The sequence below is a fragment of the Pseudoalteromonas sp. Isolate3 genome, assembly GCF_022398505.1.
In the GTDB taxonomy this organism is placed as follows: Bacteria; Pseudomonadota; Gammaproteobacteria; order Enterobacterales; family Alteromonadaceae; genus Pseudoalteromonas; species Pseudoalteromonas apostichopi.
This window is the reverse complement of the sequence record NZ_JAKEVN010000077.1, coordinates 1-20,787: the sequence shown is the minus strand read 5'-3', so window position 1 is coordinate 20,787 and position 20,787 is coordinate 1. Positions and strand designations below refer to the sequence as shown.

General features: G+C 40.6%; 14 protein-coding genes. 4 read left to right on the top strand and 10 right to left on the bottom strand.

Annotated elements, in window-relative coordinates; genetic code table 11:
- Positions 1-44: 44 nt before the first annotated feature.
- Entirely contained in the window at positions 45-3,374 is a 3,330-nt protein-coding gene (locus L1D46_RS14325; protein ID WP_239977731.1) for a PAS domain S-box protein, read from the top strand.
- Entirely contained in the window at positions 3,371-4,360 is a 990-nt protein-coding gene (locus L1D46_RS14320) for a two-component system response regulator (protein WP_167658872.1), read from the top strand. Before L1D46_RS14325 ends, L1D46_RS14320 begins: the two co-directional genes overlap by 4 nt.
- A 16-nt stretch (positions 4,361-4,376) precedes the next feature.
- Here the strand turns inward: L1D46_RS14320 and L1D46_RS14315 are convergent, their stop codons facing one another.
- Complete coding sequence (locus L1D46_RS14315; protein WP_239977730.1) at positions 4,377-4,769, bottom strand: VOC family protein; 393 nt, start codon at positions 4,767-4,769, stop codon at positions 4,377-4,379.
- Position 4,770: 1 nt separating this feature from the next.
- Positions 4,771-5,418, bottom strand: a complete 648-nt coding sequence (locus L1D46_RS14310) for an HD domain-containing protein (RefSeq protein WP_239977729.1) — start codon at positions 5,416-5,418, stop codon at positions 4,771-4,773.
- A gap of 135 nt (positions 5,419-5,553) precedes the next feature.
- Here L1D46_RS14310 and L1D46_RS14305 point away from each other — a divergent pair, with 135 nt between their 5' ends.
- Positions 5,554-6,744: a class I SAM-dependent methyltransferase gene (locus L1D46_RS14305; RefSeq protein ID WP_239977728.1), complete on the top strand. Its 1,191-nt coding sequence runs from the start codon at positions 5,554-5,556 to the stop codon at positions 6,742-6,744.
- A 9-nt stretch (positions 6,745-6,753) separates the two neighbouring features.
- Here the strand turns inward: L1D46_RS14305 and L1D46_RS14300 are convergent, their stop codons facing one another.
- From L1D46_RS14300 to L1D46_RS14275, 6 genes are all read right to left on the bottom strand, one after another.
- A complete protein-coding gene (locus tag L1D46_RS14300) occupies positions 6,754-7,050 on the bottom strand; it encodes a PilZ domain-containing protein (protein WP_130051816.1) in 297 nt (98 codons plus the stop codon).
- An 8-nt stretch (positions 7,051-7,058) separates the two neighbouring features.
- On the bottom strand, positions 7,059-7,472 hold the full coding sequence (locus tag L1D46_RS14295; RefSeq protein WP_345779680.1) for a response regulator: 414 nt from the start codon (positions 7,470-7,472) through the stop codon (positions 7,059-7,061).
- A gap of 73 nt (positions 7,473-7,545) precedes the next feature.
- Positions 7,546-11,436, bottom strand: coding sequence for an ATP-dependent RNA helicase HrpA (gene hrpA, locus L1D46_RS14290; protein ID WP_239977727.1), 3,891 nt, complete (start codon positions 11,434-11,436; stop codon positions 7,546-7,548).
- Between the two features lie 260 nt (positions 11,437-11,696).
- The gene (locus L1D46_RS14285) at positions 11,697-12,587 is read right to left on the bottom strand and encodes a peptidylprolyl isomerase (RefSeq protein WP_178926822.1); all 891 of its coding nucleotides are present in this window, start codon (positions 12,585-12,587) and stop codon (positions 11,697-11,699) included.
- Between the two features lie 91 nt (positions 12,588-12,678).
- Positions 12,679-16,365 carry a translocation/assembly module TamB domain-containing protein gene (locus L1D46_RS14280; RefSeq protein WP_239977726.1) on the bottom strand — a complete coding sequence of 1,229 codons (3,687 nt, stop codon included), beginning with the start codon at positions 16,363-16,365 and terminating at the stop codon, positions 12,679-12,681.
- Positions 16,365-18,062, bottom strand: a complete 1,698-nt coding sequence (locus L1D46_RS14275; protein WP_239977732.1) for an autotransporter assembly complex family protein — start codon at positions 18,060-18,062, stop codon at positions 16,365-16,367. The genes L1D46_RS14280 and L1D46_RS14275 overlap by 1 nt, the downstream gene beginning before the upstream one ends.
- 201 nt (positions 18,063-18,263) lie before the next feature.
- On the opposite strand from L1D46_RS14275, the gene L1D46_RS14270 reads away from it, so the two are divergent.
- A complete protein-coding gene (locus tag L1D46_RS14270) occupies positions 18,264-18,596 on the top strand; it encodes a ribonuclease E inhibitor RraB (RefSeq protein ID WP_130051822.1) in 333 nt (110 codons plus the stop codon).
- Between the two features lie 25 nt (positions 18,597-18,621).
- On the opposite strand, the gene L1D46_RS14265 is transcribed toward L1D46_RS14270, so the two are convergent.
- Both L1D46_RS14265 and L1D46_RS14260 read right to left on the bottom strand, forming a co-directional pair.
- Positions 18,622-20,367, bottom strand: coding sequence for a DEAD/DEAH box helicase (locus L1D46_RS14265; protein WP_239977725.1), 1,746 nt, complete (start codon positions 20,365-20,367; stop codon positions 18,622-18,624).
- A gap of 69 nt (positions 20,368-20,436) precedes the next feature.
- Positions 20,437-20,742, bottom strand: a complete 306-nt coding sequence (locus tag L1D46_RS14260; RefSeq protein ID WP_063707100.1) for an H-NS histone family protein — start codon at positions 20,740-20,742, stop codon at positions 20,437-20,439.
- Between the last annotated feature and the right edge of the window lie 45 nt (positions 20,743-20,787).

Below are 20,787 nucleotides of genomic sequence, written 5' to 3'. Positions count from 1 at the left end.
AATTTGTATTAAACTAGCTTTATAAGCCGTTTCAAAAAAATATTATGCTCGCAAAATTCTTTATTACCAATCAAGACCCCAGCCTAATTGTCAGCGGCGTTTATGATCCAAGCTTAGTTGTACTTTCTATTGCTACCGCTATCTTTGCTGCTTATTTTTCACTCCATATCATTGATTTAGCGAACAGAACTCACTTTAATTCATACCGAAAATTAGGCAGTGCAACCGGTGCTTTGGTTATGTCAGGCGGGATTTGGAGCATGCACTTTATCGGTATGTTAGCTTTTTCTTTGTGCACCAACGTTGAGTACGACCCAACTCTGACATTTTTTTCATTCATACCTGCATTTTTAGCCTGCTACACCGCTTTTTCATTTTTGAGACGCAAAGATTTAAAGCAAATTCCAAAAACAATTAAACTGCTAATTGCCTCTGTGTTGCTAGGGTCAGGTATAGGAACCATGCACTATTCAGGCATGGCAGCCATGCAAATGAGCCCTCTACTTCGCTACGATCCAGTTTGGTTTGCAGCATCAATTGTGGTGGCAATTGCTTTATCTTTTGTAGGCTTATATGCGCGCTTTCATCTTAGCGAACATTTTAAAAAGCTAACCATGCTACAAACCCGTGTCATTTGCGCCATTATTTTTGGCTTTGCCGTCGCAGGAATGCATTACATGGGCATGGCGGCAACACGCTTTGTCGCAACCTCACCGCTCTTATCTGAAAATGTGAAAACCTCACAGCTCACTTTTATTGCTATTAGTGTTTCCTTTGCCACTGTATTACTTACAGCACTAGTCGGCATAATCAATGGCATGGTGCGTTTTCGTTTATTACTTGCAGAAAAATCCGCTGAGGAGTCGCGCCTAGATGCCATTTTGGGCACCGCGATAGATGGTATCGTCACGATTAATATTCACGGCATCATTCTAAGTTTTAATAAGTCAGCTGAGACAATTTTTGGTTGGCGCCAAGACGAAGTACTAGGCAAAAACGTAAAACTTTTAATGAACGACGATATTGCTGCTCAGCACGATGATTATTTAGCTGATAGTAGCAGGCATGAAGTTAAAAAAGTCATTGGCGTTAACCGAAATGTCTATGCAAAACATAAAGATGGTCACTTATTCCCTATTCGCCTAGGACTTGGTGAAGTAAAACAGCCTAATGCAGAAACACTATTTGTTGGCTTTATAACCGATCTAACAGAGCAACGTGCACTGCAGCAAAGTCTTGAAGAAAAAGAGAAGCAATATCGTACGTTAATGAACAATACCCCCGGCGCTGTATTTCGTTGCTTGTTAGATGAACACTGGACGATGAAATTTATAAGCCCAAGTGTTGCTGACTTAACAGGATATAGCCCTGAAGAGTTTACCAATGGCACAGTTACATTTGCTCAAATCATTAATAATGATGATGTAGTGCATATTGATGAAGTTATTGAAAAAGCCATAGCAGAAAAAAACCAATATGCTGTTGAATACCGCATTCGCCACCGAAGTGGAAAAGTTGTGTGGGTTTTAGACCAAGGAACAATTAACGAAAATAGTGACTCTGACCAAAAGTGGATCGATGGTGTACTCATTGATATCACTACTCGTCACGAATATGAAGAGTCACTTAAACAAGCAAAACAAGAAGCTGAAGCTGCAGCACAAGCAAAACAATCATTTATGGCAAATATGAGTCATGAAATACGCACACCAATGAATGCAATAATTGGCTTTAGCGACATATTAATGGATAGCCCACTCAGTAAAGAGCAACAAAAGCATATTATTACGGTGAATAAATCAGCTCGCTCACTGCTGCATTTACTCAATGAAGTCCTTGATTCTGCAAAATTAGAAAAAGGCAAACTCGATATTCACGCTGAGCACTTTAACTTACAAGCGCTACTCGACAACATCGTATCGACCTTTTGGCTCGAAGCTAAGCGAAAAGATATCCTGCTTGATTTGATCATCGCTGATAATGTTGCGCCTATTTATATTGGCGATGAATCCCGAATTCGCCAAGTGATGAATAATCTCATTGGTAATGCCATTAAATTTACAGAACAAGGTTCTGTAACGATTACTGTAAGTCAAACTCCAGATAAGCAATTACTTTTTGAAGTGCAAGACAGTGGTATTGGCATAGCGAAGCACCGCTTAGATGCTATTTTCCAGCCATTTGAACAAGCTGATGGTACTATGACACGCCGCTTTGGTGGCACAGGTTTAGGCACCACTATTAGTAAACAGCTTGTTGAATTAATGGGTGGTTCAATTGATGCTAATAGTGAAGAAGGAAAAGGAAGTTGCTTTTACTTCACCCTTCCTTTGCAAGAGGGTGATATTAACAAAGTAGATGTATTTTCTTGTAATCAATTGAATTTACCAAAGCTTCAAATATTAGTGGTTGATGATATTGAGCAAAATATTGAGCTGCTCAATATTTTATTATCTCAAGCTGGGCACACAGTAGTTACCGCTCAGAATGGCCTTGAAGCCATTGCTGCATTTGAGCAACAAAACTTTGATGTGATTTTAATGGATATACATATGCCAGAATGTGACGGAATAACCGCCTGTAAGGAAATCCGTGAAATTGAAAAAGTCAGATGCTTAAAAATTACTCCTATCATCGCTTTAACGGCGAGTGTTTTACAACAAGATAAAATTACTACAAAGCAAGCAGGGATGAATGGTTTTGCAAATAAACCTGTTGATATTAACCAGCTGAACCATGAAATCGCGAAAGTGCTTGGTTTAGAAGTAAATAAAGTCACTAGTAATAAAATGCGTGATGAAAGAAAACACATCAACTACGACAAAGGTATTTTGATGTGGGGAAGCAAAGAGAAGTTAAATATGGAAATTGACTTATTCCTGAGCAATCATCAACAGAGCATTCTACGACTGAAGGATCAAAAACTCAGTGAAAACGAACAAAAATTAATTTTGCATACTCTTAAAGGAGTCGCAGGTAATTTAGCCCTGGCAAAATTATTATATTTGTTATCAAACGCTGAGAAAGAACGTGAAAAGGAAAGCTTCCCTTCACTCATTGCCAAATGCGAACAAGAATGGCAAACTCTAATTGCATTGCTTGCAGATCAGCAGCAGCCCAGTTCACAACAGCAACGTATACACGAAATGTCATTGGACGCATTTATTAGCCAAATTGACACACTGCAAGAGCAAGCTGAGCATGCAGAAATAGACGATGATTTATTAAGCCTGGTGCAATCCCAAGCACCTACAACCTATAAAGTGCAGGTTGTTGAAATTTGTGCGCATTTTGAAAACTTTGACTTTGATGCAGCAAGTACCGCTTTATTAACTTTAAAGCATACAGTCCAAGCTGCTAAGGAACACCTATGACACAACTCTCAGAACGTGCAAAGATTTTGGTCGTCGATGATGAACCTGCAAATTTAAAAGTGATCCGTGAAGTACTCGCTAACGATTATCGCTTATCGTTTGCTAAATCTGGGGAACTTGCTCTTCAACTTATTGAGAATGAACCACCTAAGTTGATTTTGCTCGATATTATGATGCCCGATATGAGCGGCTTCGAAGTCTGTAAAGTGTTAAAAGCAAATCCTAAAACAGCGCATATTCCTGTTATCTTTGTTACGGCACTTTCACATGAACAAGATGAATCTGAAGGCTTTGCTCTTGGTGCAGTCGATTATATTACCAAACCAATTAGCCCCGCAATTGTCAGGGCTCGGGTTAAAAATCACTTATCCCTAGTGCAAGCTGAGCAACTGCAATTAGCTCATATTGATTTGATTCAACGTTTAGGTCGAGCTGCCGAATATAAAGACACTGACACCGGTGAGCATATCGCAAGAATGAGCCGCTACAGTAAAGTACTCGCCCTTGCCTATGGCATGAGTGAGTATGAAGCCGAGCAGCTTAAACAGGCTGCCCCAATGCATGATGTTGGTAAAATCGGTATTCCCGACGCCGTGCTTTTGAAACCTGGGCGCTTAAACGAAAACGAATACGAGCACATGAAACAACATGCTTTAATAGGTGCGAAGATTTTAGAAAACTCACCTTCGCCGCTATTACAATTAGCTCATAAGCTTGCCCTTGAACACCATGAAAAGTGGGATGGTACGGGTTATCCGTATGGCCTTAAAGGCAAAGAAATCAGTATTGAAGGACGTATTGTAGCTATTGCTGATGTATTTGATGCTTTAACCTCAAAACGCCCCTATAAAAAAGCCTGGTCGATTGAAGAAGCCCTCGACTTATTAAAAGATGAGGCAGGTAAGCATTTTGATCCGCAATTAGTTGATTTATTTATCGGCCAAATAGATAGCATCATAGAAATCAAAAACACTTATACCAGCTAATGGCGAATTAAAGGCCTCATTTGAGGCCTTTTTTAATTGCTTCATAATCATGCGAAGTAATTTCATGGCTATTACCAGCACAATCTTTAAAATACATTGAGTAAGTAACACCATGGTCGGCAACAACAGTTTTAATATCAAATTGAGCTAAATGTTCAAGCCATTCTAGAAACTGTGCTGCATTTGCGCCAAAAGCAATCCCCTTGCTTCTACCCTCAGCTTCAAACAGTGCCAGACGAATCGTTTTTGCTTGATCTTCTAGGGTTAACGGACCTTTTCCTTCATCCCAAAAAGCAAGCTCAGGAACGACGGTAAAACCAAGTACCTGTTGATACCAGCCAACAGCTTTAGCTAAATCATCAAAATTTAAATGGCAATGGTCAACACCACATAAAGATGGAATAGCCATATTACTCGCCAATTTCTGTTTTTAACTGTTCTAAAAATTCGAGCATATAAGCTGTGCGTCTTTTGGCTTCATCTTTCGCTGATGGCGTGTTCATACTCTCGCTAATGTTTAACAGCTTAATGAAAAAATGATCGAGGGTGTATTTTGTATCATCGGGTTCGCGGTTTAAACAAAATGGATCGTCTTTATGGTACAGATAGCGACCAATTGAGCCCCCTACCTTCATACAGCGGCTAACACCGATTGCACCTAATGCATCCATTCGATCTGCGTCTTGTACTATTTGCGCTTCGACACTTTCGACTTTGATATTGGCACTAAAGCTATGTGCCACAATAGCATGATGAATGGCACTGAAATACTGCTCTGGATAATTAATTGAGGCTAAAAAACTTAACGCCTTGTCTGCAGCCATGGTCGATGCTTTTGCCCGATCTGGGTGGTTTTTTGCAACCGCAACACAATCATGTAACCAAGCTGCGGGTAACACCACAGCCATTTCTGCCTGCTCGGCAATACATAATTGTTTTGCAACCCTCACTACTCGCTCAATATGACTAATATCGTGTGCGACATCGGCATGAAGTAAAGACAAAATAAAGTCTCGACACTGAGTTTCTAAAGCTGCAAAGTCTATTTCTGGCTGCATATACAGACTATCACCATTAACTAATTGAAATTATGCTTACTTTAGCGTGGTTGCTGGATTTGTTCAAAACATTCATTGTATGTTTGTCAGTGCTTCATTAAACTATGCCCCCTTTTGTTTGACGCGAGAATCCCTATGTCATCTGCTATTTACCTGCAAGCTGGTCGAGAAAAATCACTAAAAAGAAAACACCCATGGGTGTTCTCAAAAGCCATTAAAAAAGTAAAAGGTAAGCCAGGACTAGGTGATACTGTCACTATCTATGACAATGACGGCAAATTTTTAGCGATTGCTGCTTACAGCCCGCAGTCGCAAATTCGTGCTCGCGTATGGAGCTTCGATCAAAACGAAATCATTGACCAGGCTTTTTTTGAAAAGCGTTTGCGCCGTGCCTATGCTGCGCGCGAACAGGTGATCAGCGAAGGCGGCTTAACGGGTTTTCGTTTAAGCGCTGCTGAGTCTGATTACTTGCCAGGCATCACTATCGATAAATTTGATAATGTACTGGTGTGCCAACTGCTTAGTGCCGGTGCAGAGCGCCATAAAGGTGAAATTGTTGCTGCACTAATGACTATTTTCCCAGGCTGCGATATTTATGAACGTTCAGATGTTGATGTTCGTACTAAAGAAGGCCTTGAGCCAATCAAGGGCGTACTTTGGGGTAAAGAACCAACAGAGCCAGTCGTCATTGAAGAAAATGGCTTAAAACTCGAAGTAGACATTCTTGAAGGCCACAAAACTGGCTTTTACTTAGACCAACGTGATAGTCGTGCAGCTCTTGAGCGCTTTGTTAAAGACAAAACAGTATTAAACTGCTTTAGCTACACAGGTACTTTCTCGCTCTATGCTTTACGTGGCGGTTGTAAACACGTTACTAACGTCGATGTGTCACAGCCAGCGCTCGATACGGCTAAGCGTAACGTTGAGCATAACAACCTTGACTTATCTAAAGTTGATTTTGTGAAACAAGATGTCTTTAAGTTATTGCGCCAATACCGTGATGAAGGTGTGCAATTTGATACTATTGTTATGGACCCACCAAAATTTGCTGACAACAAAGCGCAATTAACCGGTGCATGTCGTGGTTATAAAGATATTAATATGATTGCGATGCAGATCTTAAAACCAGGTGGAACCCTACTCACTTTCTCGTGCTCTGGATTAATGGAACAAAATTTATTTCAAAAAGTGGTAGCAGATGCTGCCCTTGATGCAGGTAAAGACCTATTAATTATGGAACGACTAAACCAAGCTGCCGACCACCCGATTGCTGGCAGCTACCCTGAAGGCTTTTATCTTAAAGGTCTGATCTGTAAAGTTTACTAAGCAAAGAGATTAGTTAAAATTTACAATTTCTAAACCGGCACTCAAGGAGCCATCTTGCTCCTTGGTTGCTCGTATCACCCGTGCTGTAGCATCAAATGAGGTAATAGCGGTGCTAGTCGAAGCAATTAACACGCGATAAAGACGGCCTATTTCTAAAGCTTCATCAAGATGAATTGCAAGCCCTGTTGCACTTAAGTCAGTGCATATCGCCTCAATTTCTGCGCCATTAGCAACATCTAACGGGATAAGTTTTGCAGGGGTATGAATTTGCATGCGGCGAAAGTCGCGTTTCTCCTCATGAAACATATGGCCTCCTATACCAGTGTTTTTATTTTCTCTATTAATGTTTTAACAGAAAAAGGCTTCACTACATAGGCGTCGCACCCAGCATCAAACCCCGCTTTTTGTTCAAGCTCGGTTTCAAGGCCAGACACCATGACAACAGGGATTTGCTCTGTTTCTGGGGTGTTTTTTAGTAATCGGCAAGTATCATAACCATCTAAGCCCGGCATACAAACATCTAACAGTATAGCATCTGGCGGCTCAGCTATGGCTGACGTTAAACACGATGTGCCTGAGTTTGCATAGCTTAACGAAAACTCATCTCCAAGGCTTGCTTTGAGCATTTCAAAATTAAAATATTCATCATCAACGACCAAAATGCTTGGTCGTGGTCGATTTACCGCTCGCTCATGAACTGAGATCGGTCTTTCCTTTTCAATGCCCACATAATCTCCTTTTAGCATTTGTGTTTGTAACTTAAAGCAAGGAAGCGCTTAGCTCACTGCTCATTCCTCACTATTATAACTCACATTCTTTGATTGCGTTTAAAACACGTTTAGCAGATACAGGATAAGGCGTCCCTAGTGTTTGTGCAAATAAAGAAACACGTAACTCCTGTTGCATCCAAAATATCGCGCTTATTTCTTCGGGAATAGGCATACCCTTAGGAATTTTATTCGCTAACTTTTGATATTGCTCAGCCACTTTTTCAAGTTCAAGCACGCACAACCTGTCACGATTAGGGTCGACTGGTAATTTTTCTAGGCGTCGTTCAATGGCTTTTAAGTAACGAATTAAATCCGTCATTTTTGCTGCACCATGCTGGCTGACAAAGCCTTTAAACACCAAGCTTTGTAACTGTGATTTAATATCACCGTGCGCCGTGATCATAGTTAAATCAACACGACCTTTCATACGTTTATTTAAGCCATGAGCTATACTCAGCACTTGCTCTACTTGGGTGGCAATCTCAACAACAGTATCACCGAGCTCTCCGCGAATTTGCTCCTTGGCTTTTTCAAATGCATCTGCAGTACGGATGTTGCCATATTTAGTTAATAGGCTATCCACTGCTGCGGCGATACAATCATTAATTAGGTCATTCACCTTACCAAAAGGGTTAAAGTACAAACCTAATTTAGATTTATTTGGTAAATTTTGCTGTAAATATTTAATCGGTGATGGCACATTTAATAATACTAAGCGACGTAAACCTTGTTGGTGCGCCTGCTGTGCTTTGTGTTCATTATCAAATAGCTCAACCGCTGCAGAATCTTTCTTATCCACGAGTGCTGGAAACGCTTTGATTTCGTATTGACCCTGCTTTTTCACATAAGAGCTTGGTAACTCACCAAAGCTCCACTCGGTCAAATCGGCTTTCTCTATGCCCTTGTCGGCTACTTTCGATAAGGTATCCGTTACCTTGCCTTGTAACTGGGCTTTCAGCTTTGCCAAGTTTAAACCACGAGCGAGTAACTTATTGTGTTCATCACGTACTTCAAACTGCAAGCGTAAATGCGGAGCAAGGGTTGATAAGTCCCACGCATCAGACTCCACACGAACCCCTGTCATACGTAACAAACGAGTGCTGATTGCATCAATTAGGCTGCCTTGCATAGGCTCAATTGCAGCGAGTACGGCGTCGGCGTAGTTTGGTGCTGGCACAAAGTTGCGACGAATTGTCTTTGGTAGCGACTTAATTAGCGCACAAATTAACTCATGTCTAAATGCTGGAATGTGCCAATCAAAGCCTGTTTCTTGTACTTGGTTTAGAAGCGCTACCGGAATTTGTACCGCAACACCATCGACTGCCTGACCCGGATCAAAATGATAAGCCAGAGGTAATAACAAATTGTCCTGCTGCCAAGTATCAGGGTAGTCAAACTCAGTGACATGATCAGCACCATGCTGCATTAACTCTTCTCGAGACATGTGCAAAAAGCGCTTATCCTTTTGCTTTTGTGTCTTCCACCATTTATTAAATGCGGCACGATTATTTATATCTTGCGGAATTTTCTTGTCGTAGAATTCAAATAAGGTTTGTTCATCGACCAAGATATCACGCCGACGTGATTTATTTTCGAGTACCTGAATATCTTCAATTAACTCTTGATTATACTGTAAAAACCCTTCATTTTGACCCAGCTCTTGTTCTACTAAAGCGGTGCGAATAAACAACTCACGACTGACTTTAGGATCAATATTGCTATACACACAGCGGCGCTTATTAACAATTAACAGCCCATACAAGGTTTGCTGTTCAAACGCGATAACTGCACCAGGCTTTTTCTCCCAATGCGGTTCGCTGTAGCTGCGCTTAACTAGATGTTGCGCAAAGCCTTCAACCCATTTCAAGTCTATACGCGCGTTGATTCGAGCATAAAGCTTGCTCGTTTCAACAAGCTCTGCCGACATAATCCATTTTGGGCTCTTTTTAAATAAGCCTGAGCCAGGGAAAATATGGAACTGGCTATTGCGTGCACCTTTATAAAGCTGTTTTTCATCCTTAAAACCAATATGGCTTAACATACCGCTTAATAAAGATTGATGGATTCGGTCACTATCAGCAACATTGGTGGTAGCCTTCATGCCCATTTCATTACAAACCGTCGATAGCTGATAGACTATATCTTGCCATTCACGGATGCGCATATAGGCTAAGAAGTCCTTTTGGCATAACTTTCTAAATTGGCTATTGCTCAATTCTGATTGCTGCTCTTCAAGGTAATTCCACAGATTTAGAAAAGCGATAAAGTCTGAATCTGGATCATCAAAACGACCATGTTTTTCGTCTGCTGCGCCACGTTTTTCTTGCGGTCGTTCTCTTGGATCTTGAATAGACAATGCCGCAACAATAATGATCACTTCACGCAGTGCACCTAAGCTATCAGCAGTTAGCACCATTTTCGCTAGACGTGGATCTACCGGTAATCGACTTAAGCTCCTACCTGACTTAGTCAGTTCGGTTTTCTTGTGACGTTTTGCAGGCTTAATGGCTTCGAGTTCTTCAAGCAACGTCAAACCATCGTTAATATTACGACTATCAGGCGCTTGCACAAACGGAAACTGCTGCATGTCGCCAAGTCCCAAACCGAGCATTTGCAAAATAACAGAGGCTAAGTTGGTGCGTAAAATTTCAGGATCAGTAAACTCTGGGCGCGAATTAAAGTCTTCTTCACTGTATAAGCGAATACAGATACCCGCTTCAATACGACCACAGCGGCCTTTTCGCTGATTGGCACTTGCCTGCGAAATTGGTTCGATCGGAAGCCGTTGTACCTTAGTACGATAGCTATAACGGCTAATGCGCGCAGTGCCTGGATCGATAACATAGCGAATACCTGGCACCGTTAATGACGTTTCAGCAACGTTGGTGGCTAAAATAATATGACGGCGGCTGTGCGGCGCAAAAATTCGGTTTTGTTCAGCGTTTGATAAACGCGAATAGAGCGGTAAAACATCCGTGCCTTTGAGGTTTCGCTTTGATAACGCATCAGCAGTATCGCGAATTTCTCGTTCACCATTCATGAAAATCAGAATATCGCCGGGGCCTTCATCGCAAAGCTCATCGACAGCATCAAAAATCCCCTGTAATTGGTCACCATCCGCTTCCATATCTTCTTTGTTGATTTCAGTAGTTGGTCTATAGCGAACGTCTACTGGGAAAGTACGGCCTGATACTTCAATAATTGGCGCATTATCAAAATGTTTAGAAAAACGCTCAGGGTCAATCGTCGCTGAGGTGATGATAACTTTTAAGTCTGGTCGCTTTGGCAGTAAATTTTTTAAATAGCCTAAGATGAAATCGATATTCAGACTTCGTTCGTGGGCTTCATCGATGATAATAGTATCGTACTGATTTAGGTATCTGTCTTGTTGAATTTCAGCCAGCAAAATACCGTCTGTCATCAATTTAATGTAGCTATTGTCAGAGACTTGGTCGCTAAAGCGAATTTTAAAACCCACTTGTTGACCTAGCTCGCACTGCATTTCTTCTGCAATACGATTCGCTACACTGCGTGCAGCGAGTCGACGAGGCTGAGTGTGGCCAATGTATCCATCAACACCTCGGCCAAGCTCTAAACACATTTTTGGGATCTGCGTGGTTTTACCTGAGCCTGTTTCACCAGCAATGATCACGACTTGGTTATTGGCGATGGCCTGTTTAATGTCATCTTTCTTTTGGCTAACTGGTAGTTGCTCTGGGTAAGTCACTTTTGGCAAGGCAGCCAAACGTTGCTCGCGCAATTGCTGAGAACGGCTAATATCTTCTGCTATTTTTTGCGCTATGTTTGCTTGCTTAGTTTCATCGTTGATTTTTTTGATGCCATGAAGGCGTTTTTTGAAGATGAATTGATCTTTGCGTAAACACGTTTTTAATTCGCCGAACAGCGGACCTAGGTTAACCACCCGATACCCTTATATTTCTTAACCAATAGATTGATATTGTATCAAATAATCTATCAGGTGGTCATGGCTTTATTTATGCCAATTCGCTTAATTAAGTGAACCGTTTTGAGGCAATAAAATCTCGTTGATAACAAGGCAAAAATTTCGTTGTTTAATTGTTCTCGGCAATTGCTCCTGCATTGCTCTACTTCCTGCATCCATGCAGTCGTAAATAAGTAATATTTAACGCAGTTAGCGACAGATTTAATCCCTCAAAATGATTAAGGGTTATTGCGAGTTGGCATCACCCTCTCTGTTGGGATTGGCATTGCACAAACATTGATGTAATCAGGGCTTTCAACAAACCACGCTTCAACGCGATTTTTACGCGCTTCAATGAGGGCTATAAACGCATTTGAGTCTGTTTTCATGACCCGAAATTTACTGTTGTCTGTGTCTTTAATATCTGCTAATAGTTGCATATCTGTGATGGGGTTAAATGTCTGACCTTCAGTAGCTTTACGCTGTAAGAGATTAAAATGTTCCATCCCTTCTAAAACGCGACCAAATACAGTGATGTTACGGTCTAAATAGCGCTGGCTATTCCCTATGGTCACATAAAATTCGGTACCACCTGAATTGATATCATTATCGCGAGCCATAGCAAAAACACCAGGGCAATGTACTTGCCATGTTTCAGTTTGGCTTTGGTTTTGTGCCACAGCAAAGCCGTTTAAAAAGCCCGTTTTAGCTGCATAACCATCAGGTCCTTTGAGCTCTGTAATCTTTAGAGGAGTCTCGGTACGTAAGTAAAACTCAGCGGGTAAGGCTTTTTTAGCATTTTTAACAGGTTTGCTTTCGCTGACATCGCCTCCTTGTGCTACAAATCCTTCAACAAAGCGATACACACTCAGGCCTTGATAAAACCCTTCTTTGGCAAGCTGTCGCATGTTGTTTGCGTGCGTAGGCGCCAATTTATCGTTTAGTTCAATATAAGCAGCACCCGTAGGTAGGGTTAGTTTAATGATGTTCTGGGCACTAACAGTTCGCCATTCACTATCGCTGGCAGTTTTAATGATTTCGCCAGCAGAACGTTTTTGACTGGTTTCTTTTCCATGAGTTGGTGCAATTAATACCGCACCAAGACACAAGGTTAATAGTCTTAATTTCATTGTTATTATCTTTTAAGTAGTTGACAATTCAGCCTATTAATTTATGCCCCAATAAGCAAGTAAAAGCGACTTATTAAGGCAATGCTCATTATTAATCCCAATCAAATTTATAGAGAATATCAACATTTTGATAAAGGCCACTGGTCACCTCAATGTACAATTGTGACAACAATTGATAGCGCACAGCAACTTCACTTAACGAATCAAAAATACCAACACTGTATTTCACTTGAATGCCCGGTGTAAGATAGCCAGATATCTCTACTTTTGTATCGTCACCACTACCACTCGAACTTAAGCTTACATCTGACAAACCAAAACTTTCGCCTATCTTAGACACCACCCCCTCACTGCGGTTTACACCTTGGGCAAGCAATAATTGTGTTAACATGGCATCGGTCGAGCTGTCACCTTCATCAAGAGGTTGTCCATTTAGCAAATAAGCCAGGGCTTGACCCTGATCCATCGCTGGCTCTGAAAATACTTTTAACGAAGGCTGTTCAACATTACCTGTTAAGGTGATCCCTGCCACAACACCATTTGAGGTGTTATCAGGGTTACGAATCGCTTTGATATTTAAGTAAGGTTTATCAATTGAGCCACTAAACCCCACCTGACCAGTACGGATTTGCAAGTCTTGTCCAAATGCACGGTATGTACCGTCTACTAGGTTCAATTCACCCGTTGCTATCATAGGAGTGACTTGGTCCATACTTATATTTAAATCACCTTCAACTTTTGACTTAAGGCCAAAAGAATCTATTCGTACATCATTCTCAACCAATACTTTTAAATTTATCGCATAGTCAAATGGCACTTTCTCAGATTGTTGCTGCTCAATATCAACAATCACTTCATCATCGCTGACTTGTACTGCGCCCTCTGGTAGCTCTTCAATAGCAATTCGGCCCCATGGCACCACGACTTGGCCATCGAGATTAAACGCATTGTTCTTCAATGACATAGTTAAATCTGGTGATACTTTAAAGGTAACATCTTGCTGGGCACGCACAAAAAACTCTTTACCGTTCAATTTCACGTCAACGTCTGGTAAATCTTGCTGCCAATCGACACCGCCAGATAAGTTAAGTGCGCCCCCTTCAGTGTCTTTCAGCTCACCCGTGAGCTTTGCACTTTGGTTATTAAAGGCAATGTTTACATATGAATTTTGCAGCGATACGGGCAATGTTGCCCCTTCTAGATTGATTTTTTCAACATCAAATTCACCATTGAGTAATGGCTCTTTCAAGGTGCCTGCGATTGCTAAACGGCCTTTAATATCGCCTGTTAATTGTTCAAGTGATGCAATAAAGGGTCTTAAGTTTGTTAACTCAATTTTCTCAATAACCAAGTCGCCCGCTAAGGTCTGTTTATTTTGTATATCATCAATGTTGAGCTGTGAAGTCACTTTACCTAATACGGATGAATCAAGGGTGGCATTAAGTTTACCAACTTGCGCATCACTCATTGCCGAGATATCTAAAACCTCTACCGGTAATTTATAGACATTTGCACCATCAATTAAGGATGCTTCTAGCTGCTGTGTTTTGATATTGGCACGAATCGTTTTCAATGCGCCATTATTCCAATTAGCAACAAACTCCCCGTTTGCATTGCCAATTACTTTCAAATTATCTGGTAAGAAGTGTTTAAATTCAGCAATAGATAACGCAGCAAGCTTTGCATTCAACTGACCTAATTGTTTAGTTTGCTGCAAGGTCTCAAAACATAGTTTTGAGTTATCGCTTTGCCAGCAGTGCGCGGCTACATTAAAGTCAAAGGTTTTGGTATTTAGTTGAATATTAACCGGCTTATTAGTACCAAAGCGCACCTGATTATCGGTTACAAGAATTTGACTTAACGCACCTTGCCAGATTTCTTTATTAAATTTACCGTCAACATCAAATGATGCTTTCCCTTGATCTGCATCGAGTAAAAAAGCTAAATGGTGATCAGTTTTATCTCCACTGGCATCTAACTCAATTTGATTAATTTTATGTTCGCCTACACTTGCAGAATCAAGAATAAGTGACAGGTCAGTTTGCCAGTCTGCGGCATAATCGAATTGCCCTTTTAATGTTAAACCATCGACCTGGATATCTTGATAACTCAACGTATGAAGTACCATATTTAAATCAACCGTTGGCGCGAGTCGCTTTCCACGTAAAGTCAAATCAGCAAACCCCTTACCTTGCATAGGCAAGATATCTTGACCACTTGCATCTAAACGCATTTTACCTTCGACGCGCCATACATCATCTACCTGACCTGATAAGGCAATTTCATTTTTACCACTTTTCACTTCAAGCTTTTTAAAACTCGCATGTAAGCTGCTATCAAGTTCAAAATCCGAAAGTAAGGTCACAGGAACTTCATTTATTGAACCGTTTAATTGCGTGTTATCTAACGCAAGCTGCCATTCACTTGCCTGTAAATTGAATGAACCATTAAACTCACCGGATAAGTCACTGCTCAGTGCATCCGTTAAGTATTGTGCTTTTAAGTGACTCAAAGTTCCTTTAAATTGACTTTTTACCCCATTTGACCAATCAACCGAAGCGGTTACTACTGCGTTACTGTCATTCGCATTAAGGTTTAATTGCTTCAGTTTTGCACTTGTTAAACTACCCTGTAGTTGCGATTTCACAGTCATTGCCGGTAACGCGTCTAACTGTGTGACTAAGCTCAAATCGACTTCATAAGCATCGGCGTGGCCTTTGGCTTGTAAATCAAAGTCAGTTAATTGCAGGTTTTGTGTATTAGTTTCAATTTGCCACTTTTCTATCTGGCCTGTTAAATCAAATGGAAAATTTGTTTCTCTTAAATTCACAGTCCCTTTTAGCTTTGCTGGGTATGTCCCCTGAGTTACTAAATCTAACTTTAAATTAGCAAGTGGGCCTAAAACAGTTAAATTAGCTTGATGCTCAGTGTTACCTACCGACAGCGAGCCACTAACAGTATTATCACCAGAGAGTTCAGCCGTTAGCTTGGTTTGTAATTGCCATTGCTGATAGCGTGCAGCAAGTTTTTCAAGGTTAATATCACTGCCATTAACTGAAGCGACCAATTCAATATTTTCAACCAGCTGAGCCTCTTCTACCCCAGAAGGTGTAATAGCAACCTTGCTGATTCGAAATTGATTAACTTGGAGGTTAACCGGGAGCGTAGTATCGATTTCTGGTAGTGCCGGTACCTCCTTTAGTGGAGTCGACTTAGGCTGCTCTTTAGTTTCATGCAATAACACCTCTATGTCAGCAATATTCAATGAATTCACTGTGACGTCTGATGCTTCGGCGCGCCCCTCAAGGCTTAATTTATTTACTGTTACGTCGGCACTGGCATGCACTAAACTAAACCGATTAATTGCAACTCGGTTTAGAGTGATTTTTATTGGTAAGCTAATTTGTGTGGCTTGTTCTACTTCTTGCTCTGATTCATTACGAGGTTCAGTTGATGAAGCTTGCTTTTTAATATTTAAATCAATCGACTGGGCGCTTAAATTTTCAATACAAATACCATCACAACGCCACCAGAACAAATCAACTTTTAGTTGCTTTGCATCAAGCATGATACCTTGGTTTTCAAAGAAAACATCAAACGCATCGTTATATAAAAAACGCCCTGATGGCAACTTAATTGTTAAGCCATCAACTAGCTTATTAGCAGAGTATGCAATAAAGTGATTACCGGGTGCTGTGAACAACAAACAAAACACAATGACTGCCAAACTTGTCAATGTAATTGATAGAACCTTGGTTATCTTTTTTAACATCTTCATTAGATTTCAGGCCCTATGGTAATACTTAGTCGAGTGCTTTTACTTTCTTTTGTCAGACCCCAAGCATGGTCGATACGCACAGGACCAACCGGTGTTAAATACCTAAAACCAAAACCAGCCCCAACTTCTACACGATCAGTAAAATCATTTGTCGCGGTACCACTATCAACAAATAAGGCTGCTCGCCAATGCTCGGCAAATTGGTAGTTATATTCAACGGTTCCGCTCATTAAATATTTACCACCTATCAAACGTCCTTCTTCATCTTCAGGCGAAATAGATTCATAAGCAAAACCACGCACACTTTGGTCACCACCCGCATAAAAGCGCAAAGATAGAGGAACTTCATTGATATTATCGACCAGCATTGCGCCTAGGTTGGCTCTTAAAAACAGCATATGGCGATCTGCAAACGTGGTTAACCAAGCATTTTGCAGTTGTAATCGCAAAATGTTAGTTGAAGACATCATATCTTTTAAACCAAATTCGGCTGACATCATCCATTGATAGCCTTTATATGGCGTTGTGCCTCCTTCAGTGTCTTTCTTGGCATAACTGATGCCAGGCATTAACATTTTTGCACTTTGCTCTTCATCACCAATACGGTAAGTTTCATAGTCACGCCTTAAAAATGCAGTGCGTACCCAATCGTCGTCTGTTAGCCATTGGCGCTGTAATTGGCCTGTAAATATGCGGCTATATAAATCATTGGTTAATTCGTCTTCTAGTTTGTAGCCCAAAGAAAAACGCCATAAATCATCGTTAGGGTCATCTACAGGTACCGTATAGCCGAGAGAGATATCTTGCTGACGTTCTGATACATTCAGATTGCTCTCTAAGTAATGACCATCTTCAGTGATCCAGGGTTTTGTCCATTTAAAGCGAACTTTTGGCCCAAGGTCGGTGCTATAACCGCCACCCACTTCGAAGCTATTTGCAGGTTTATGTAACACATCAACATTAATTGGCACTTGATTATTTTTACGTTTAGCAATGTCAGCATAAACACGCACACTCGCAAAATAAGGCGTGCTCGACAATGCTAAATTGTAATCAGAAATCTCAGTCGCTTTATAAGGCTGGCCTTGTTTAAACTCCGCTAGTGAGCGAATATATTTTTCAGCGGGAGTCTCACTGCCGATTGTGATATCACCAAACTGGTACCGAGGCCCAGTATCAACATTAAAAATGACTCTCGCGTTATTATTTTTCAAAGACACCGCTAATTTATGCTCATGCCATTTTGCATCAAAGTAACCTAACTCTAATAGTTGGCTTTCAATGCGTTTTCTAGCGGCCTCATATTTACCGTGATTTAAAAAATCACCCTGTTTTATTTTGATGCTGTTGACTACAGACATGAATTCAGCGTCATCTTTACCTGAACCAGTGATAGTCACTTTGATATCTGCAACTCGTGTAACAGGGCCGCGTTCAACATTAACTATCAAAAGCTGCTCTGCGTTATCGAAGCTAATTTTAATGGTAGGTTTATAGTAGCCAAGAGCTTTTAAACTCATTTCAACTTGGCTTTTAGCATGACGCTTTAGAGCCTTAGAGTTTTTTTCATCAACAAGTTGTTTAATGTAAAGCTCAACGTTCCCCTCAAGCTCGCCACTAATCCCTTGTATTTTATAATCTTTAATAATCCCTTCCGTACCAATTGAGTACTGGCTATACGAAGAACAGAAAAGCAAAAAGACAAAATAGAGATGCCGAGTATACAAAAATTATCCTTACTTTTTTGGAAGAGTCATAATCTAAAATGAGTACAAAATGATATTAACACAGCGTTATAGCCACTGACATAATTGAAATGTTAAAATTAGTACGCGTTAAACTTTTATTTTCGCTACAATAGCGGATAATACCTAGATTTATAATGAACGAGCGACTAAATGCACTTCCCTGATGACGAAAACGGTCAATTATTAGCTGAAATTGCTGAAGCTGGTGTCGACTTAACCAGTATGCAAACCATCGATTTCTATATTCTTTTTGAACAAAAACCAGAAGCAGAAAAATTTTCAAAAGTAATTGAAAGTGATGAGCTTGCACCTTCTACGGAATTAAACAAATGCCCTGATACAGGGGTGTGGGAAGTAATTACTCGTGTGAAAATGGTGCCAGATCACACTTTACTTAGCCAAACAGAGCAATACTTAGAGAGCATCGCAAATGGTCACAATGGATATGGTGACGGCTGGGGTTTAATGGCCGAAGAAAAATAGGTCTGCCCCAATTTCGTAAAGCGAATCAACTCAATTGATTCGCTTTACGGTAACTCCCCTGATAATCAAATAGCTTTTCAGCCACTTTCCAACCGTATTTTTTATTTTTACGGGCAATCACAAAGTCTGGTGCAAGTAGTTGCTTCTGTAATTCAACAACTTGTTCTGCGCTTTGCCATTCAACGGGACTGTAACCGGGTGCCGCTCGTTTGCCAAATTGCTTATTAAAGATAAACCGCCCCGTATCGTTGGTTAAATTAAATACTTCATCACAACTTGCACCGTCTTCATCATAGTAACTAATTTTAAGTAAACCTTTAGCAAGCAACTGTGCCGACAAACCACTACACCTTAATACCAAAGCATCTTTTAGATTAAGCGCTTCTCTTAGTTTATCATCAGGATCTGCCATCATAGCACCACATGACTGACACTGCCTTGCTGCTATGTCATTTTGTTCACCACAGTGCTCACATTCTTTAAAACGAAAACGATAATCACACTGTACTTGCACTTCATCATTTTCCAGCAACCCTTGGCAACGCCTGCCAAAGTGCTCAACAACTTTACCTTCGCTATCAGTTTTACCCCAAAAAATATTCGCAAACCCACAACCAGGGCAAAGTACTTGTACTGGCTCATTATCACTTTGTGCTTTGATACTACCTACCTCAGGATAAAACAAATCAAAGCCATTACCAGCATAGTCAATAACTAAGCAATCTTCTTTACCTTCGCTTAAACGAAGTCCCCTACCTACAATTTGTTGGTATAAACTCACCGATTCTGTAGGCCTTAAAATTGCGATGTAATCAACATGAGGGGCATCAAAGCCTGTCGTAAGTACTGATACATTGACTAAATACTTTATTTTTTTTGCTTTAAATTGATTAATAATCCTATCGCGTTCTTGATTATCGGTATCACCAGTAATCAGTGCAGTATTATGCTCAGGTAAGTAGCCTGTTATTTCTTTGGCGTGCATCACAGTTGCCGCAAAGATCATTACACCATGACGCTGCTCACTATATTCTATTACTTGGTTGATAATAGCTTTTGTCGCGCGAGTGTTATCTTTCAATAACGCATTCATATTCTCGACACTGTAACGACCAAATGAATCACTCGGCAGTGATGAAAAGTCATAATGACTAATCGCAGCATCCACCTCGTGAGGCGGCGTTAAATAGCCATTTTTGATCATATATCGCAGTGGTAACTCAAAAATACACTTTTTAAATGGCGCATCGCTATCACCTCTAACAAAGCCATGATAGTGATGATGATAAACCCACCCCATGCCCATTCGAAATGGAGTCGCGGTTAGTCCAAGTACTTTAAGACTAGGATTTTGTTTTTTTAGACTCGCTATCACCCGTCCGTATTGGCTTTTTTCATCACCGCTTACACGGTGGCATTCATCAATGATCAATAATGAATAGGCGTCGGTTAGCTGTTTTGTATTTCGCGCCAGTGACTGCACACTTGCAAAGGTGACTTGTTCAGTTAAAGACTTTTGCTTTAAACCCGCTGAAAATATGCTGGCCTTAAAACCAAAGCTGGTGTATTTCTCAGCGTTTTGCTCTACCAACTCTTTAACATGAGCAAGCACCATAATTTTTTGTTTGGCAATACGCGCAAGTTCAGCAATAACAAGACTCTTACCTGCACCTGTTGGTAACACAATAAGTGCTGCATCATCAGTTTGTCGAAAGTGAGCAACTGTGCGTGCTACGGCCTCTTGTTGATAGGGTCTGAGTACGTACTTCATTTTATCTGACTATTATCGACATAAAAAAAGGGAAGCATACGCTTCCCTTCCTATTCTTTAAAGCAAAAATTAAGCGAGGTGTTTTGTTAGATCTACACCTTGGAAAGCTTTAGGACGTTTACCACGGCCTGTCCATTCAACAATTTCACCATTAAATTCGATGCGATATTTTGGTTTTACTTTAGTACGCTTATCAGTTGTTGCTACATCCTGTAGATCTTCTAATGTAAGTCCTTTTTCTTTTAGTAGATCGAGTACTTCTTTTTTAGCTTCTTGCTGTTGAGTATATTTCTCGATTGCTGTGTCAATTAGCTGTTTTGCTTTTTCTAATTCAGATAATGACGCAGATTTCACAAAAGATCGGATTTCTTTCATTGAGAGCTCTCTTAAGTATTAAAAGTTAAGTTAAAAGTTTAACAG

Bases quoted from the DNA above. Each gene is read 5' to 3' on its own strand.
- L1D46_RS14325 (WP_239977731.1), top strand. From the start codon at position 45: ATGCTCGCAAAATTCTTTATTACCAATCAAGACCCCAGCCTAATTGTC.
- L1D46_RS14320 (WP_167658872.1), top strand. From the start codon at position 3,371: ATGACACAACTCTCAGAACGTGCAAAGATTTTGGTCGTCGATGATGAA.
- L1D46_RS14315 (WP_239977730.1), bottom strand. From the start codon at position 4,769: ATGGCTATTCCATCTTTATGTGGTGTTGACCATTGCCATTTAAATTTT.
- L1D46_RS14310 (WP_239977729.1), bottom strand. From the start codon at position 5,418: ATGCAGCCAGAAATAGACTTTGCAGCTTTAGAAACTCAGTGTCGAGAC.
- L1D46_RS14305 (WP_239977728.1), top strand. From the start codon at position 5,554: ATGTCATCTGCTATTTACCTGCAAGCTGGTCGAGAAAAATCACTAAAA.
- L1D46_RS14300 (WP_130051816.1), bottom strand. From the start codon at position 7,050: ATGTTTCATGAGGAGAAACGCGACTTTCGCCGCATGCAAATTCATACC.
- L1D46_RS14285 (WP_178926822.1), bottom strand. From the start codon at position 12,587: ATGAAATTAAGACTATTAACCTTGTGTCTTGGTGCGGTATTAATTGCA.
- L1D46_RS14280 (WP_239977726.1), bottom strand. From the start codon at position 16,365: ATGAAGATGTTAAAAAAGATAACCAAGGTTCTATCAATTACATTGACA.
- L1D46_RS14270 (WP_130051822.1), top strand. From the start codon at position 18,264: ATGCACTTCCCTGATGACGAAAACGGTCAATTATTAGCTGAAATTGCT.
- L1D46_RS14265 (WP_239977725.1), bottom strand. From the start codon at position 20,367: ATGAAGTACGTACTCAGACCCTATCAACAAGAGGCCGTAGCACGCACA.
- L1D46_RS14260 (WP_063707100.1), bottom strand. From the start codon at position 20,742: ATGAAAGAAATCCGATCTTTTGTGAAATCTGCGTCATTATCTGAATTA.